This is a genomic window from Aeromonas sanarellii (assembly GCF_000820085.1).
Lineage (GTDB): Bacteria > Pseudomonadota > Gammaproteobacteria > Enterobacterales > Aeromonadaceae > Aeromonas > Aeromonas sanarellii.
This window is the reverse complement of record NZ_CDBN01000015.1, coordinates 177,348-193,485: the sequence shown is the minus strand read 5'-3', so window position 1 is coordinate 193,485 and position 16,138 is coordinate 177,348. Positions and strand designations below refer to the sequence as shown.

Annotated in this window: 18 protein-coding genes; 8 read left to right on the top strand and 10 right to left on the bottom strand. The window is 64.3% G+C overall.

Annotated features, from left to right (window positions below):
- The first annotated feature begins 96 nt into the window (after window positions 1-96).
- Window positions 97-2,463: a M66 family metalloprotease gene (locus BN1132_RS03300; RefSeq protein WP_411914127.1), complete on the top strand. Its 2,367-nt coding sequence runs from the start codon at window positions 97-99 to the stop codon at window positions 2,461-2,463.
- Window positions 2,464-2,561: 98 nt separating this feature from the next.
- Here BN1132_RS03300 and BN1132_RS03295 read toward each other — a convergent pair whose 3' ends face one another.
- Window positions 2,562-3,362, bottom strand: a complete 801-nt coding sequence (locus BN1132_RS03295; protein ID WP_042074978.1) for a putative RNA methyltransferase — start codon at window positions 3,360-3,362, stop codon at window positions 2,562-2,564.
- A 126-nt stretch (window positions 3,363-3,488) separates the two neighbouring features.
- Window positions 3,489-4,127, bottom strand: coding sequence for a cAMP-activated global transcriptional regulator CRP (gene crp, locus BN1132_RS03290; RefSeq protein WP_042074976.1), 639 nt, complete (start codon window positions 4,125-4,127; stop codon window positions 3,489-3,491).
- 371 nt (window positions 4,128-4,498) lie between these two features.
- On the opposite strand from crp, the gene BN1132_RS03285 reads away from it, so the two are divergent.
- Both BN1132_RS03285 and BN1132_RS03280 read left to right on the top strand, forming a co-directional pair.
- Window positions 4,499-4,903 carry an OsmC family protein gene (locus BN1132_RS03285; protein WP_042074974.1) on the top strand — a complete coding sequence of 135 codons (405 nt, stop codon included), beginning with the start codon at window positions 4,499-4,501 and terminating at the stop codon, window positions 4,901-4,903.
- A gap of 48 nt (window positions 4,904-4,951) precedes the next feature.
- Window positions 4,952-5,251 carry a hypothetical protein gene (locus tag BN1132_RS03280; RefSeq protein ID WP_042074972.1) on the top strand — a complete coding sequence of 100 codons (300 nt, stop codon included), beginning with the start codon at window positions 4,952-4,954 and terminating at the stop codon, window positions 5,249-5,251.
- 69 nt (window positions 5,252-5,320) lie between these two features.
- Here BN1132_RS03280 and BN1132_RS03275 read toward each other — a convergent pair whose 3' ends face one another.
- The 3 genes from BN1132_RS03275 to BN1132_RS03265 form a co-directional block, all read right to left on the bottom strand.
- Complete coding sequence (locus BN1132_RS03275) at window positions 5,321-5,854, bottom strand: DUF4136 domain-containing protein (RefSeq protein ID WP_042074969.1); 534 nt, start codon at window positions 5,852-5,854, stop codon at window positions 5,321-5,323.
- A 16-nt stretch (window positions 5,855-5,870) separates the two neighbouring features.
- Window positions 5,871-6,740 carry a phosphoribulokinase gene (locus BN1132_RS03270; RefSeq protein WP_010673241.1) on the bottom strand — a complete coding sequence of 290 codons (870 nt, stop codon included), beginning with the start codon at window positions 6,738-6,740 and terminating at the stop codon, window positions 5,871-5,873.
- A gap of 245 nt (window positions 6,741-6,985) precedes the next feature.
- On the bottom strand, window positions 6,986-7,231 hold the full coding sequence (locus tag BN1132_RS03265) for a YheU family protein (protein WP_042074967.1): 246 nt from the start codon (window positions 7,229-7,231) through the stop codon (window positions 6,986-6,988).
- 89 nt (window positions 7,232-7,320) lie between these two features.
- Here BN1132_RS03265 and BN1132_RS03260 point away from each other — a divergent pair, with 89 nt between their 5' ends.
- Window positions 7,321-8,472, top strand: coding sequence for a GGDEF domain-containing protein (locus tag BN1132_RS03260; protein ID WP_042074965.1), 1,152 nt, complete (start codon window positions 7,321-7,323; stop codon window positions 8,470-8,472).
- Here BN1132_RS03260 and BN1132_RS03255 read toward each other — a convergent pair.
- The 3 genes from BN1132_RS03255 to BN1132_RS03245 form a co-directional block, all read right to left on the bottom strand.
- On the bottom strand, window positions 8,454-9,437 hold the full coding sequence (locus BN1132_RS03255) for a hydrolase (RefSeq protein ID WP_042074962.1): 984 nt from the start codon (window positions 9,435-9,437) through the stop codon (window positions 8,454-8,456). The genes BN1132_RS03260 and BN1132_RS03255 overlap by 19 nt on opposite strands.
- A gap of 58 nt (window positions 9,438-9,495) precedes the next feature.
- Window positions 9,496-10,395: a chemotaxis protein CheV gene (locus BN1132_RS03250; RefSeq protein WP_042074960.1), complete on the bottom strand. Its 900-nt coding sequence runs from the start codon at window positions 10,393-10,395 to the stop codon at window positions 9,496-9,498.
- Between the two features lie 143 nt (window positions 10,396-10,538).
- Window positions 10,539-11,225 (bottom strand): hypothetical protein, encoded by a 687-nt coding sequence (locus BN1132_RS03245; protein ID WP_042074959.1) that lies wholly within the window; start codon window positions 11,223-11,225, stop codon window positions 10,539-10,541.
- 39 nt (window positions 11,226-11,264) lie between these two features.
- Between BN1132_RS03245 and BN1132_RS03240 the strand changes: the two genes are divergently transcribed.
- Together BN1132_RS03240 and BN1132_RS03235 are read left to right on the top strand one after the other, a co-directional pair.
- Window positions 11,265-11,471 (top strand): YheV family putative zinc ribbon protein, encoded by a 207-nt coding sequence (locus tag BN1132_RS03240; protein ID WP_033130616.1) that lies wholly within the window; start codon window positions 11,265-11,267, stop codon window positions 11,469-11,471.
- 222 nt (window positions 11,472-11,693) lie between these two features.
- Window positions 11,694-12,326: an FKBP-type peptidyl-prolyl cis-trans isomerase gene (locus BN1132_RS03235; RefSeq protein WP_042074956.1), complete on the top strand. Its 633-nt coding sequence runs from the start codon at window positions 11,694-11,696 to the stop codon at window positions 12,324-12,326.
- Between the two features lie 61 nt (window positions 12,327-12,387).
- Here BN1132_RS03235 and BN1132_RS03230 read toward each other — a convergent pair whose 3' ends face one another.
- Both BN1132_RS03230 and BN1132_RS03225 read right to left on the bottom strand, forming a co-directional pair.
- Entirely contained in the window at window positions 12,388-12,603 is a 216-nt protein-coding gene (locus BN1132_RS03230; RefSeq protein WP_042074954.1) for a SlyX family protein, read from the bottom strand.
- A 14-nt stretch (window positions 12,604-12,617) separates the two neighbouring features.
- A complete protein-coding gene (locus BN1132_RS03225) occupies window positions 12,618-13,586 on the bottom strand; it encodes a WD40 repeat domain-containing protein (RefSeq protein WP_042074952.1) in 969 nt (322 codons plus the stop codon).
- Between the two features lie 119 nt (window positions 13,587-13,705).
- Between BN1132_RS03225 and fkpA the strand changes: the two genes are divergently transcribed.
- Together fkpA and BN1132_RS03215 are read left to right on the top strand one after the other, a co-directional pair.
- The gene (fkpA, locus tag BN1132_RS03220; RefSeq protein WP_042074950.1) at window positions 13,706-14,512 is read left to right on the top strand and encodes an FKBP-type peptidyl-prolyl cis-trans isomerase; all 807 of its coding nucleotides are present in this window, start codon (window positions 13,706-13,708) and stop codon (window positions 14,510-14,512) included.
- 148 nt (window positions 14,513-14,660) lie between these two features.
- Window positions 14,661-16,067, top strand: a complete 1,407-nt coding sequence (locus BN1132_RS03215) for a sigma-54-dependent transcriptional regulator (protein ID WP_042075026.1) — start codon at window positions 14,661-14,663, stop codon at window positions 16,065-16,067.
- Window positions 16,068-16,138 lie beyond the last annotated feature (71 nt).

Here is a 16,138-nt window from a genome sequence, read left to right as displayed (position 1 = left end):
CGAAGAGGGGGGCAAGGCCGAGGCGTTGCCACCCGCTTCATCAGGCTTACCACAACAAGGCATGTGGACATGCCCGCCACAATGAGAACCATAACAATGAAAAAAACACAGCTAGCCAGCCTGATCCTGACCGCCCTGGCGAGTGGCCCCCTGTTGGCCGCCGTCCAGGCTCCCGCGTCCTTGCCCTTCAATACCCAGCCACCGGTAAACGACCTGCAAGGCTCCCTGGCGGCGCAGGTGCAATTCGCCCAGAGCCAGATCCTGCCGGCCCATGTCGCCGAGGGAGACAACCAGCCCAGGCTGACCGCCCTGCGCAAGAGCCTGTTGCTGGTCAGGCCCCTGCAAGCCGAAGCCGGCGTGCCGATGACGGTGACGGCGCGAGATGGCGCCGGGCAGACGCTCGGGACGCTCACCCTCAACCCCCCCGGACAGTTGCCGAAGACGGCCTATTACCTCGAGGGTTCGCCGGAGGAGGGGGTCGACTTCACCCCGGGGCCGGGCACCAGTGGCCTCATCGACAGCAGCAGCGAGCTGGCCAGACTCAGCGACCCCGCCGGAGCCTTCCTGCAGAGCAAGTTGCAGCCCCACGCCCTGGTCACCATCCAGACCGCGGATGGCCGCTGGGTGCGGGATATTCATCTGCCGGTCGGGGCCGAGCTGGCGGGCAAGATGGTGCGGCTGGCCTCCAACGCCGGTTACAACTCGACCATTTATTACAGTGGCCGCCAGGTGACCCTCTCCCGCGGCCAGAGCCTGCAGTTCAAATTCGTGGCCGGCCAGTGGATCCGTGACGGGGAGCTGGAGAACAACGGCATCCGCTACGCGACCGATGCCTGGAGCGCCGTGCTGCCGGCGGACTGGATCCGGCCTGGCCTGGCGCTGCGACTCAGCCAGGGCGGGCTCAGTGGCGAGCTGACGGATCTGCAGGTCGGCGCCCCGAGCGAGCTGCTCATCCACACCATCGACATCGGCATGCTGACCACTCCCCGGGATCAGTTTGCCTTCGCCAGGGATCCCGAGGCCCACCGTGAATATTTCCAGACGGTGCCCACCAGCCGGCTCATCGTCAGCCAGTACGCCCCCCTGTCGCTGTCGGAGGTGATGCTGCCAAACGGCACCCTGCTCACCGACTTCGATCCCAGCCAGGGCGGCTGGCACGAGGGCACCATGCGCCAGCGCATCGGCAAGGAGCTGATCTCCCACGGCATCGACAACGCGAACTACGGCATCAACAGCACGGCCGGCGAGGGGGAGGGCAGCCATCCCTATGTGGTGGCCCAGCTGGCGGCCCACAACAGCCGGGGCAAGTACGCCAACGGCATCCAGGTGCACGGGGGCTCGGGTGGCGGCGGCATCGTCACCCTCGACAGCTCCCTCGGCAACGAGTTCAGCCACGAGGTGGGCCACAACTATGGCCTGGGGCACTATGTCGGCGGTTTCACCGGCTCGGTGCACCGCAGCGCCGAGGCGGTCAACTCGACCTGGGGCTGGGACGGGGATCGCAATCGCTTCATTCCCAACTTCGGCCCCGCCCGCACCGGCCAGAGCGCCTGTCTCGACGGCCAGTGCCAGGCACCGTTCGAGGGCCACGCGTTCGGCTTCGATGCCATGGCGGGCGGTGCGCCCTTCTCCGGCTTCAACCGCTTCACCCTCTACACCCCGAACTCGGCCGCCATCATCCAGCGCTTCCTCGAGAGCAAGGCGGTGTTCGATGCCGCTTCCCCGACCGGATTTCGCAAATGGGATGCCGCCACCGCCACCATGGTGCCCTATCAGCACAGGGTCGAGCGGCTGGAGCAGATCAGCGCCCCGGTCAATGACCTGAGTGAAGCCAGGCTGGCGGCCCTGCTGGCGGAGTATGACCTGGTCAAGGTAGCCATGTGGGACGGCAACTGGACGCGCAACATCCAGGCGCCGGCTGCCGGAGCCGGGAATGCGGGGCGCATCCTGACCGTGGAGCACAGTGCCGGCTACAACAGCATCCTCTTCATCAACGGCCAGCAGATCACCGTCTCCCGTGGCTTCAAGAAGAGCTACACCTCGGACGGCAGCCGCTGGCACGAAGGGCCTGTGGTGGATACTCGGGTGGCGCGCAAGCCGCAGGCATTCGGGGTGCCGGTGACGACCCTGGTGGGCTATTACGATCCTCGCGGGCTGTTGCCGAGCTACCTCTATCCGGCCCTGCACGGCGCTTACGGTTTCGGCTATGGGGATGACGGCGAGGGGAGCGGGACGGGGGATTGCCAGCTGCAGGTGGAGACCCGGGATGGCTTGCTGCACTTCCGGCTCGCCAATCACCGGCTCAATGCCGGCGTGATGAACAAGTTCCATGTCAACGTGCCCACGGCCAGCGAACCACGGAGCGCCGCCGTGATCTGTGCCGCCCGTACCCTGGATCAGAGGCTTGTCCCGGCGCCGGGGGCGGTGCTCTCCTTCACTGTCAACGGGCGTCCGCTCGAGTAGGAGGCCTCCCCGTCAGACCAGGGGCGAGCCCGGCCCATACAGACAAAAATGCCAAACAAAAGGCCCATACGGGCCTTTTTTCATCCGGAATGGCGCGCTCAGAGCGGCTTCTGCCACAGGCTCAGCAGCAGATCCTGCTCGAGCTCGTCAGGTCCCTGGTGGGTGAAGGCGTGGCGCTGCTCACCGCTGGCGCGCCAGCCGAGGCGGCTGGTCTCCAGGATGTGCTCGCGCAGGGCCTGATCCAGGGCCGTGCTGAACTGGCTGCGCTGCCGGGCAACCGGGGTGAGCCCGGCGAGGCTCGGCCAGCTCAGGGGGTGTTCCATGCTCACCGGGTTCAGGCTGACGCGCAATTGCCACTGGTGGCGAGGGCCCGGCTGCACATGGAGCAGGTAGCCGCCCGGCGCCAGCCAGTTGACCAGCTGCTCGGTCTTGACCTTGAGGTCGTTGACCAGCAACACCTGGGCCTTGCCCGGTTGCAGCGGGGCGCGCGCCGGATCGGCGATGACGAACTGAGCCTCAGGCTGCGCCTTGTTGGCGGCGAAGATGGCGTTCTTGGCGATGTCGAACCCGGCGAATTGCCAGCCAGGGAGGCGCTCGGCCAGGGCGCGGCAGTAGTAGCCCTCGCCACAGCCCAGATGGATCAGCTCATGCTCCCCGAGTGGCGCAAGCAGCTCGACCATGGCCTCCACCAGGGGCCGCTGGTGGCCCTGCTCCAGGAAGCGGCGCCTGGCGCGCAGCAGGGCCCGGCTGTCGCTGTCCTTCGGGTTCTTGGTGCCGGGGATCAGGTCCAGATAACCTTCAGGAGCGGGATCGAAGTGGTGCTTGTTGGCGCAGTAGCGGCCCTTGGAGGCGTCATGCAACTGGAGGGGGCTGCGGCAAAGGGGGCATTGAAGGTGCATAGGTGTTCTCTTGGCGAAGGCCATGTCGGCGGGGGCGTTCGGGATTATAGGGGAGAGGATCAGAAAAGGCTGCCGTGGCAGCCTTTTTATCCAACGGCGCTGTGCGGGCGCCGTCGGGGAACCCGATCAGCGGGTACCAAACACCACTATGGTCTTGCCGTGGGCGGAGATGAGCTCCTGCTCCTCCAGCATCTTGAGGATGCGGCCGACGGTTTCGCGAGAGCAGCCGACGATCTGGCCGATCTCCTGACGGGTGATCTTGATCTGCATGCCATCCGGGTGGGTCATGGCATCCGGCTGTCTGGCCAAGTTGAGCAGGGTCTGGGCAATGCGGCCGGTCACGTCCAGGAAGGCGAGGTTGCCGACCTTCTGGCTGGTGTGCTGCAGGCGCTTGGCCATCTGGCCGGAGAGGCGCATCAGGATGTCCGGGTTGACCTGGATCAGCTGGCGGAACTTCTTGTAGGAGATCTCGGCGACTTCACAGGCGCCTTTGGCACGTACCCAGGCGGAACGTTCCGGATTCTCGTTCTCTTCGAACATCCCCATCTCGCCCAGGAAATCCCCCTGATTCAGGTAGGAGAGGATCATCTCCTTGCCTTCGTCATCCTTGATCAGGACGGCGACGGTACCCTTGACGATGTAGTAGAGGGTTTCCGCTTTCTCACCGGCGTGGATCAGGGTGCTCTTGGCGGGATACTTATGAATGTGGCAATGCGACAAGAACCACTCGAGGGTGGGATCGCTTTGCGGTTTGCCAATGATCATGAGACTTCCTCTGTAGTGTCATTTTTATGGACTGTGCGTCCAGGCAAGTTGCCAAGCTTGCCATTCCTTACTCTTTGGTCGCAGTAGAATAAGAGCCTTTGCCTGTGCTGACAAGGCTTTGGGGCATTGCCGTCCGTCAGTGAGCCGCGATCTGCTGCGCCGTTCGGGGCATTCTAGGCAAGAAGGGGAGGGCAGATGTTGATTTCGATCTATTTCCCCCCGGGTCTGCGGCAGTTTCGCAAGGTACGGCCGGGACGGCACGGGCGGGTCGGGATCCCGCGACGATGCAGGATGACGAGTCATGTGCCACTCGACCCCTGCTTGAGGTATGCTATGGGCGTCAGAACCGTCGTCATTGAGAGGAAGTAGAGATGAAAGCCAAGGTCAGCTGGGTCGAAGGCATGAAGTTTGTGGGCGAGAGCGAGTCCGGTCATCAGGTGACCCTGGACGGCGCCAACCCGGGGGAAGGTGCCAGCCCGATGGAGATGATCCTGCTGGCGGTTGGCGGGTGCAGCTCCATCGACGTGGTCTCCATCCTGGAGAAGGCCCGTCAGACCGTGACCGCCTGCCATGTGGAGCTGGAAGGGGAGCGCGCCGACTCCGTGCCCCGGGTATTCCAGAAGATCCACCTCAAGTTCGTCGTGACCGGCAAGGGTCTGGCCGAGAAGCAGGTGGCCCGTGCGGTGGACCTGTCCATGGAGAAATATTGTTCCGTTTCCCTGATGTTGGAAAAAGCGGTAGAAATTACCCATAGTTATCAAATTCTTGAAGCTTGACAGTCGTAGTTTGTCCCGTCGATAACGCCATGACATAAGGAAAGTGCGATGAAAAAAATGATGATGTTGCTTCCCCTGTTCGGGCTTGCCGCCTGCAGTGCGCCGCAGCCGACCCAGTATCAATACAGCCAGTATCAGTGCGGGGAAGAGTTGCTGGGGATCACCTATGATGCCCAGGCCGACATGGTGCAGTTCCCTTATGCCGGCGTGTATCACAAGCTGGGGCGCATCGAGTCGCCCAAAGAGATCGCCAGCTATTCCGACGGGGTGACCACCTTCTCCCAACAGGACAAGCAGGCTACCCTGGTCAAGAGTGGCGTGACCCAGCTCACCTGCGAGCTGAAATGATCCTCATGCCGTCACGGCGTGTATGCAAAACGGCCTGCTTTAAGCAGGCCGTTTTTGTTGAACGAGACATCAGTCTGACGGTAGTGAGCCCAGCAACTGGGCGGCCAGTTGCTGGCTGAGCTGGCCGCGGGCCTCCTCGGCGACGGGCACGTCGCTGGCTAGCTGGATGGCGCTGCTCCACACCGTCTGCTGGGTGTGTCTGTCGAGCAGCAGTATGGCCAGGGTGCCCTTGCGAGCATCGGCGGCGGCATTCAGACCCGGGGTCATACCGAGGCGGGAAAAGACCTCCCCGTCGCTCATGTCCTGGCTGCCCGCCACCCCGATGGCGACCCAGACGTCGGCGTCATCCAGGGGCACGCTGCGCCAGCCCTTGCCGTCGAGTTCCCGGGTCACGGCCTGCTGTACCGGCTCCAGCCAGGGCGCGGCGCTGTTGCCCGCATACTGGAACTGCTCGGCGAGTGCATAGCGTGGCGTCGCCCCATAGGGCCAGTTGTCTGCCGGACGCACCACCATGGTGCCCGTTTCGACGGTGGGGGCCGCGGGGCCCGTGCTGCAGCCGCCCAGCAGGGCAGCCAGTGTGAATGAGAGAAGTGCACCGCGCATCGATAAGCTCCTTGGCTCAGGTGATCTTGCCCGTTTCGATCAGTTGCTGGATCAGGGGGCGCAGGATCAGCTCCATCGCGAAACCCATCTTGCCGCCCGGCACGACTATGGTGTTCATCCTGGACATGAAGGCGCCGTCTATCATCGACAGCAGGTAGGGGAAGTCCACCTGCTTGATGCCCCGAAACCGTATCACCAGCATACTCTCGTCCAGGCTGGGTATCACCTTGGCGCTGAAGGGGTTGGAGGTGTCGACGGTCGGTACCCGCTGGAAGTTGATGTGGGTGCGGGAGAACTGGGGCGTGATGAAGTTGATGTAGTCGTCCATGGAGCGGACGATGGAGTCGGTCACCGCCTCCCGGGAGTGGCCGCGCTCCGAGGTGTCGCGAATGAGCTTCTGGATCCACTCCAGGTTGACGATGGGCACCACGCCGATGAGAAAGTCCACGTGCCGCGCCACGTTGTGCTCGCCGGTGACCACGCCCCCATGGAGCCCCTCGTAGAACAGCAGGTCCGTCTCGCCCGGCAGATCCTGCCAGGGGGTGAAGGTGCCCGGCATCTGGTTGAAGGGCACCGCCTCGTCGAAGCTGTGCAGGTAGCGCCGGTACTGGCCGGTGCCGCTCTGGCCGTACTCCTGGAAGAAGGACTCCAGCAGCCCGAAGTCGTTGGCCTCGGGGCCGAAGTAGCTGATGTGCCGTCCCTGCTCCCGGGCCTTGCGGATGGCGACATCCATCTCGGGCCTGGTATAGCGGTGGAAACTGTCCCCCTCGACCACGGCCGCCTTGTACCCGAGCTGGTGGAACATGGAGCGAAAGGCGTTGGTGGAGGTGGAGGTGCCGGCACCGGATGAACCGGTGACCGCGATGATGGGATGCTTGGCCGACATAGAATTCTCTCTTCCTTGGGAGTTCCGTTATAAGGGCTGGCCCAAAGTGCGGTCAAGTGCGCCGTCTCGTCGCACTATCCTCCGGCCGGCTCTGCCAGCCTAGCGCACAGTGTGCCTCGCACCGGGGAGATGGCGGCCCACGGGCGGCCTTCCCGGCGGGCACCGCGCCCCGGCCGAACGCCGGATGGCCAGAGGAACAGGGAAAAACGGACGAAGATTCTTCAGCCCGGGTCCCCCATCCTGTGTCATTCTTGCTGGAAGTCGTCAGTCGACGCCTTGCTTAAATGAGTCTTGTGCACGACATTGACGCTCTCGTGCAACTCGCTGTAAACGAGCACGGCGCTGCCTTGTTGTAATTGTTGCCGGACCTCTTCGACCTTGTCGGCCAGGCTGACATCCTGCTCGCCATACTCGGTGCCCTCTTGCAGGACAAAGTGCTCGAGCAGGTTGGTGAGGGTGTCGGGATCCAGTTCTTGCCAGGGGATAATCATGGTTTCATCTTCAGTCAGTGGAGTGCGGATATTGTCGGTGTCTCGCCGGCCAGCGCAAGGGGTTTGTCACGGACCGGGCGAGGGGTGGTATGTATCCTTCTGAAGCCCGCCGCCCCTCGGGTCAGTTCGAACAGCACCTGTTCGATGCCCGCCGCCACGCCCTCTGCGCCGGACTGCGCTGGTTCTGGGCCATCAACCTGATCGCCATCCTGTTCCTGCTGACCCGCTTCCACATCTACCAGGAAGCGCACCTGGTGCTCGTGGACCGCCTGCCCTGGTCCTACGAGTGGCAGCTCCTCGCCATGGCCGGCGTCTGCCTGCTGTTTCCGCTCGGTTGGCGCTGGCTCGCCCGCCAGCCCCACGTCCTCTGGCAGGTCTCCCTGTGGGCCTGCGCCCTCGGCTGGGGCCTGGCCTGGGCTCTGGCGGGCTACACCATCTCGATCGTCGATCTGAAGGGAGGCTTCAGCTTCATCTTCAACATGGTCAGCCTGCTGCTGCTGACCGGCCTGATCGCGGCTTATTGCGACGTGCGGCTGTTTTACGCGCTGGTGTTCGCCCCTTTGCTGTTTCTGCTGCTGAGGGCTTCGTGGAGCCCTGAGCCCTTTGTGCTGGTCAACATCATAGTGGTCTGCATGCTGCTGGTCGTGCTGGAAACCGGGCGGCGCATGCTCAACGGCTGGTTCGAGCTGGCCGTGTCGAGGGAGTATGACAACCTGATGCTGGCGCACAAGATGAATGCCATGGCCCACCGGGATCCCCTGACCGGCCTGGCCAACCGTCGGCACTTCGATCAGGTATGCAAGCGCGCCATCCCGCAGGGCACGACCCTGGAACTGCCGCTCACGGTGATCCTGCTCGATGTGGACTTCTTCAAGCGCTACAACGATCGCTACGGCCATCAGGCGGGGGATGCGTGCCTGATCCTGGTGGCCGAGTGCCTGGAGGAGAGCGTGCGCGAGCCCGGCGATCTGGTGGCCCGCTACGGCGGGGAGGAGTTCGTGGTGCTGCTGCAGGAGACGACGCTGGCCGGTGGCCAGGAGGTGGCGGAGCGCATTCGCGCCACCCTGGCGGCCCGGGCGCTGCCCCACGAGGACTCCGACGTGTCGCCCTACCTCACCCTGAGCCAGGGCATAGCCCAGTGGCGTCCGGGGGAGAGCCTCGTCATGCTGCTCGAGCGGGTCGACGGCGCCCTCTATCGTGCCAAGGAGGAGGGGCGCAACGGTTATCGCATCGCGCCCTGAGTCTGCTCCTGCAGCCACAGGCTGATGCGCTCATCCAGCCAGAATCGGGGCCGCCAGGGGGAGCCGTGCAGGAAGCCCACGTGGCCGCCCCGTCGACTCAGCTCGTAGCGCACCTGGGGGGAGAGCTGCTCTGGCCCCGGGATGACGGCGCCAGTCATGAAGGGATCGTCGGCGGCGTGGATGACCAGGGTCGGGATGGGAATGCGGGCCAGCAGACCCAGACCGGAGCAGGTCTGATAGTAGTGATCGGCGCTGGCGAAGCCGTGAAGTGGTGCCGTCACCTGCTCGTCGAACTCCCGCAGGGTGGCGATGCGCGCGATCTGCGCCGGTTGCCAGCGGGCCCGGGCGGTGGCCAGGTGCCGGATCTTGCTCTGCAGATTGGCCCGCATGGTGCGCAGCAGATAGCGCTGATAGACCCGTGAGAACCCCTGATTGACCCGATCGGCACAGCTTGCCAGTTGCAGCGGGGCCGAGATCACCACTGCGGCCTTCAGTTCGGCCGGGCAGGCGCGCGCCAGCAGATTGACCAACATGTTGCCCCCCAGGGAATAACCGATGGCGATGAGCGGCTTGCCGGGGAAGCGCCGACCCAGCTCGGCGATCACCGCCTCTGCATCCTCGATGGCGCCGGAGTGGTAGGCCCGCAGCAACCGGTTCGGCTCGCCGCTGCACCCCCGAAAATGCATCAGCACCGCCTCCTGCCCCTGCCGTTGCAGATGGGCGAACAGCCCCTTGGCATAGTGGGAGTGAATGCTCCCCTCCAGCCCGTGAAACAGCACGATCAGCGGCCCCGGGCCCTGGCTGACGTCGCCGCTCCAGGCGAGATCGACGAAGTCGCCATCTGCCAGCTCGAAACGCTCCTGAATGAAGCGGGCCGGCGAGCGGCGCAGCCACTTGGGCAAGATGGTCTGCAGGTGGGCATTGCGGGCCCACCAGGGGGCGTGGAAGTGGCTTTCTGTCAGCATGGGATGACTCGGAACGACGGGAATAGATAGAGGCGGCGAGCCAAGGCCCGCCGCAACATCAGGCCGGCAGGTGATCGTGGTGCTCGGCACCGCGCAGCATGGCCTGGATCAGCTCGTTGGCTTCAAACTTGGTGAGCGCCTCGTGGGCCCCGACCTGGTGGGCCCGCTCCACGCTGATCTCGCTGGAGAGGGAGGTGTGCAGGATGATGTAGGCCTCCGCCAGCCTGGGGTCGCTCTGCACCTCGAAGGCCAGCTCGTACCCGTCCAGCCCCGGCATCTCGATGTCGCTCACCAGGATGTCGATCCGCTTGCCCTGGGTCGCCCTGGCCTGCATCAGGGCGAGGGCGTCGCGGCCGTTGGTGCACACCTCGTAGGGAATGTTGATGTAATCCAGCGCCGCCATCAGCTGGCGGCGGGCGACGGAGGAGTCGTCCACCAGCAGAATCCGCATCGGCTTGAGCCGCTCGCGCTGCACGTCGGTCAGCACGGGGTAGAGGTGGCTGGGATCGTCCGGATAGACCCGCGACAGGATGAGCTCCACGTCCAGCAGCTGGATCAGCTGCTCCCCCACCCGGGTCACGCCGGTGACGAACACGTTCTGCCCGAGGGAGGGGGGCGGCGGCTCGATGTCACGCCAGTTGCACTCGGTGATCTTGTCGATGCCCCGCACCAGGAAACCCACCAGGGTGCGGCGGCAATCCGTGATGATGATGAAGCAGTGGGGCATCTCCTCCCTGCTGATGGGGCGATAGCCCACCGCCATGGCCATGTCGATCACGGGGATGGTGGTGCCCCGCATGCTGGCGGCCCCGAGCACGGTCGGATGCGACTGCGGCAGGGCGGTGAGCTGGGTGTAGGGCACTATCTCCTTCACCTTGAGGGTGCCGATGGCGAAGGATTGTCTGGCAGAGAGGTGGAACAGCAACATGCCCTGGGATTGGTTGGCCTTGCTCGTCATGGCGGATGTCCTGTTGATCTAGTCGGTGACGGTCAATCTGGTGTTCAGCATAGAGGATGGTGACAAGGATGACTCCTTCGTTGTTAGCGACCGCACGCCGCAAAACTGGATCCCTTTCACCATCTTTTATTTTGTCGTCTGGCTCAGCGGGAGGGCGAGGGCTCGGCGTCGAGGGCGTGACCCAGCCACCGCAGGGAGGCCTCGGCCAGCGCCGCGTCATCCCGGTAGCCCAGCCTGGCCACCACCTGGGCCGGCGTGCTGCCGCTTCGACGCAGGCGAACCCCCTGCAGCAGTCGCCACTGTTCCTGCAGGGCCTGGGCGTCTGGCCCACCGAGACCGCGCTCGGCAAGCAGGGCCTGCCAGGCCGTGTCGCTGCCCGGTTGCTGGCTGGCCAGCGCCTGCCAGGCGGTTTGCAGCGCGGTGTCCGGCTGCGGCGCCAGGACGCATGCCTGCAGCTCGTCCCCCAGAATGCGCAGGCGCTCGCCAAAGGGGCCCTGCCAGTCGCGGGGGCGCAACCAGGTGGCCAGGTTGTCCAGCAGGGCATCCATCAGCGGGCTCGCCTGCAACCAGCCGGCCTGGGCCGGCTGCGCCACCCGCACGGAGCAGGCCAGCAGATCGTATTGGCAACCCGCAAGGGGCGTCAGGGCGGCGAGGGCATCGGCGCAGAGCCAGAAGTGGCTGCCCTCGGTCAGCAGCAGCTCGTGGGCGCCGAGTCTCAGCAGTGCCGCCCCCCGGGTGACGCGCAGCAACTGGCCCATGGGGGAGCGTTTGCGGGGGCCGACCTGGAGGCTGGGAGTGGAAAAATGCTGATACTCGATGGCGTGATGCATGTAAAAACCCTGATATGATGCTGCCCGGAGGTAACAAAAATGGAAACCAGACGTAAAAAGCGCTTCATTGCCGGGGCAGTGTGCCCGGCGTGCGGCAAGATGGACACCATGATGCTGTATATGGAGCATGGAGTCGAGAAGGTGACCTGTGTCGACTGCGGGGATACCCAGGTGCAGACCCAGGCCGAGGTGGACAAGGCGACCCGCGAGGCGGAGCAGGTCATCGGGGTGTTTCGTCCCGAATGATGGGCTGCCGGATGGGGGCATTGAGCGAAGGCATGCACGATGCAGGGTGTGCGTTTGTCGCGCCTCGCCGCGAGTGAGGGCCTCTCGGGAATAGCCGGGGTGAGATCAGACCCGTGCCGGACTGCCGACTTTTTCAGCACGACGGGGCGGGGCAGATCATATGCTTGGCCACCTTTTTAAGGTATTCTGGGCCCGTTTTTTTCTATCCGCAGGATCCCTGACATGAAAGTAGCTCCCCTGAGCGTGGTTACGCTGGAATACACGGTCACCGACGAACACGGTGAAGTCATCGACACCACAGTCGGTAAAGAGCCGCTGGTGTATCTGCACGGCACCCGTTACCTGGTCTCCGGCCTCGAAGCCGAGCTGGAAGGTCGCAGCGTGGGCGAGGCATTCGACGTCACCCTGACGCCGAGCCAGGCCTATGGCGAGTATGACGAGAACCTGGTGCAGGAAGTGCCCGGCGAGTTGTTCGATGGCATGGAAGTGTCTGAAGGGGATACTTTTGTGGCCGAGACCGACGATGGCCACCGTCCGGTGACCGTCATCGAGGTGTCCGAGGAGTTCGTCAAGGTGGATGGCAACCATCCCCTGGCCGGCGTGACCCTGGGCTTCAAGGTCGAGATCAAGGACGTGCGTGCCGCCACCGCCGAAGAGCTGGCCCACGGCCACGTGCACGGTGCCGGTGGTTGCGGTCACGACCATGGTCATGACCACGATCATGATCACGACCATGGCCACGGCGGTTGCTGTGGTGGTCACGGCCACGATCACGGTCACGACCACGGCGATGAGCATGGTCACGGCGGCTGCTGCGGTGGCGGCGGTTGCGGTGGCAAGGGCCATCACCACTGATTTCGGCCTGGCCGATGATAAAAAAACCCGCGCATGGTGCGGGTTTTTTCATGGCTGGCACTCAGTAGTGCGGGGGCGGGGTCTCTTCGGCCATGCTGGCAATCTGGCTCGGCTGCACGCTCTGCAGCTTCTCCACCAGCAGATGGATCTGGTGCTTGAGCCGATCCAGCTCGCGGCCCTGGGTGGTGACTTCATCGTTGAGCTGCTCCACCGTGTATTCGGCATAGGCGAGGCGGCTTTCCAGGGTTTCGAGGCGATCGTTTAGTTGCTGACTCATGGGCCTTTGGGTCCTTACTTGATAGTCCAGATTTCGGCCAGGCCGCTGGAGCTGGCGCTGACGAGGTGGCCATTGTCGCGCAAAGCCACGCCGTAGACCACAGCGCTCGGCGGTTTCACCCTGGGGTGGGGCGAGACGCGCCAGCTCTGCAGCTGGTGGCCGTCGCTCACCCGCCACAGGGAGAGCTGGCGGGAGGGGGCGCCTGTGATGAGCCAGTTGCCGTCGTTGGCAAAGCGCGCGCTGGTGTAGACCTCGAAGCGGTGGTCGAACCGCAGCCTGCTGTGTTCCTTGCCGGTTTTCAGATCCCAGATGCTGGCCTGGCGGCTGTCGGCGGTGAAGGCGAAGCGCCCGCCGGGGTCTAGCCTCGCCATCACCACCCGGCCGCCGTGGTGGAAGCGCCACAGCACCTGGCCGCTGCGGGTATCCCACAGATAGGCGCTGTAGTCGTTGCCGCCGGTGAGGGCGTAGCGGCCGTTGGCGGAGAGATCCACGGTATTGACCTGCTCGGTGTGACCGAGGAACTGCAGCCGGCGGCCGGTCTGGGTGTCCACCAGCTCCGCCTTGCCGTCGGCACGGCCGATCAGCACCTGGCGGCCATCCGCCGAGAGCGCCGCATCGCGCAGGCTGGACTCGGGCAGGGAGTAGTAGCCCTGGGAGCGACCATCCTGCAGGCGCCAGATGGCAAAGGTGCCCTGGGTGGCGGTGATGGCGTGGCTGTCGTCAGGGGAGAAGCGGGTCAGGGTGACGAACTCTTCCCGATCGTCGCTCTGGCGCCAGCGCCAGCGCTCCTTGCCCTGGTCCAGATCCCACACCACAGTGCCCTGACCCAGGCTGGAGACCAGGGCCAGCTTGCCGGAGCCCGCGAGATCCGCGCTCAGCAGGCCCTGTTCGGCGAGGCGGATCTGCCGACCGGGCTGCGAGCTCTGTTCGCATCCCGCCAGCATCAGGCAGATACCGATGAGATAAATGGCACTTTTGATCATTTTTCCTGTCTCATGCTTTCGTTACCTGCGATCACGGCGTTAGTATAAGGCGCTTATCACGATAAACCTCTCATTTCACGAAGGAACCGAGAGCGGTATTTAGAGTTTTGGAGAAACTGATGAACAATTTTCTGAAGGTGTCCCTGTTGGCTGCGGCGGTTGCCGTCGGTCTGACTGCTTGCCAAAAAGACGAGAAGCCTGCTGCGAATACCGCAGAGGTCAAGGCAGAAGCCAGCAAGTCGGCAGAGGCCCCCAAGGCAGAAGCCAAGAGCTTTGAAGAGCAATCCGGCTATGCGATCGGCCTCTCCATGGGTCGTTATATCGCCAATACCCTGGAGCGTCAGCAGGAGCTCGGCATCAAGCTGGACAATACCGTGATCCTCCAGGGGGTCACCGACGGTCTGGGCAAGAAGGCCAGCATGACCGACGAGGAGATCCAGAAGGTTCTGCAGGAATATGACGCCAAGATCAACGAGCTGACCAAGGCCAAGGCCGACAAGGACGCCGTGGAAAACCTGAAGAAGGGCGAAGAGTACCTGGCAGCCAACGCCAAGAAAGAGGGCGTGAAGAGCACCGAGTCCGGTCTGCAATACCTGGTGGAGAAGATGGGTGACGGCGCCAAGCCGAAGGCCACCGACATCGTCAAGGTACACTACACCGGCACCCTGACCGATGGCACCAAGTTCGACAGCTCCGTCGATCGCGGCGAGCCGGCCACCTTCCCGCTGAACCAGGTGATCCCGGGCTGGACCGAAGGCGTGCAGCTGATGCCCGTCGGTTCCAAGTTCAAGTTCTTCCTGCCCTCCAAGCTGGCCTACGGCGAGCACGGTGCCGGCTCCATCCCGGCCAACGCCGTGCTGGTATTCGACGTCGAGCTGCTGGCCATCGAGAAGCCCGCCGCCAATGGCGACGACAGCAAGAAATAAGCTGATCATGCGATGAAAACGGCTCCCCAGGGAGCCGTTTTTGCTTGTGTGGCGTCGAGGGCGGTGGGAGAAAGCCGCGAGCCCGTCTTGAGTGTGCGGCGGCTAGCCCCCAGAATAGATAACAAAATCAAGCGCAAGGATGGATCTCGTGGCTGAAAGCAAACCCCGTGTCCTGCTGGTGGAAGATACCCGCAGTCTGGCCGTCGTCTATGAGCAGTACCTGGCCCAGGATGGCTATGAGGTACAGCTGGCCGATTGCGGCCAGCAGGCGCTGGCGCAGCTGCTGGCGAGCCCTCCTCCCGTGGTGCTGCTGGATCTGGAACTGCCCGACATGTCCGGCATGGACATTCTGCAGCAGATCACCGAGCGGCAACTGCCCTGCTCCGTGGTGGTGATCACCGCCCACGGCTCGGTGGACGTGGCGGTGGAGGCGATGCGATTCGGCGCCTTCGACTTCCTGACCAAGCCGTTCGACGGCAAGCGGCTGTGCGCCACGGCCCGCAACGCCCTCAAGCACCAGCAGCTCAGCTCCCTGGTGGCCCAGTATAGGGAAAACTTCGAGCGCAGCTCCTTTGCCGGCTTCATCGGCGCCTCCATGGCGATGCAGGCGGTCTATCGCATCATAGAGAGCGCGGCGCCAAGCAAGGCGACCGTCTTCATCACCGGCGAGAGCGGCACCGGCAAGGAGGTGTGCGCCGAGGCCATCCACCAGTGCAGCCCGCGTCGTGAGCAGCCCTTCATCGCGCTGAACTGCGCCGCCATTCCCCACGATCTGATGGAGAGCGAGATCTTCGGCCACGTGAAGGGTTCCTTTACCGGTGCCCAGGGGGATCGCAAGGGGGCGGCCAGTCTGGCGGACGGTGGCACCCTCTTCCTCGACGAGATCTGCGAGATGGATCTCGACCTGCAGAGCAAGCTGCTGCGCTTCATCCAGACCGGCACCCTGCAGCGGGTCGGCAGCGGCAAGCTGGAGACGGTGGACGTGCGCTTCGTCTGCGCTACCAACCGGGATCCCCTAGTGGAGGTGAAGGCGGGGCGTTTTCGCGAGGACCTCTATTATCGCCTGCACGTGATCCCGCTCCCCCTGCCCCCCCTGCGCGAGCGCGGTGAAGACATCCTGCTGCTGGCCCGCGACCTCCTGCTGCGATATGCCAGGGAGGAGAACAAGCGCTTCAAGGATTTCGATGCTGACGCCGTGCGGGTGCTGCTCGATTACCCCTGGCCAGGCAACGTGCGCGAGCTGCAGAACGTGGTGCGCAACATAGTGGTGCTCAACGACCGCGAGCTGGTGAGCCCGGAGATACTGCCGCCCCCGCTCAATGGCGGACGCGTGCTCGCGGTGCCGGCCCCCGCGCCCGAGACGTCGGACGTCCCGGTCGTGCCCGTGCAGGCCCGCCTTCCCGTTCGCCCGCTCTGGCTGGTGGAGAAGGAGGCCATCGAGCAGGCCATCGCCAGTTGTGACGGCAACATCCCCAAGGCGGCGGCCCTGCTGGAGATCAGTCCCTCCACCATCTATCGCAAGAAGCAGAGCTGGGAAGAGGCGAGTCCGGCCTGAGCCGTCATATCTGCCCCCGGGCAGACATACTGATGTGCGGGGCGGCCAATTGGCCGCCCCGCTGTTGTCTT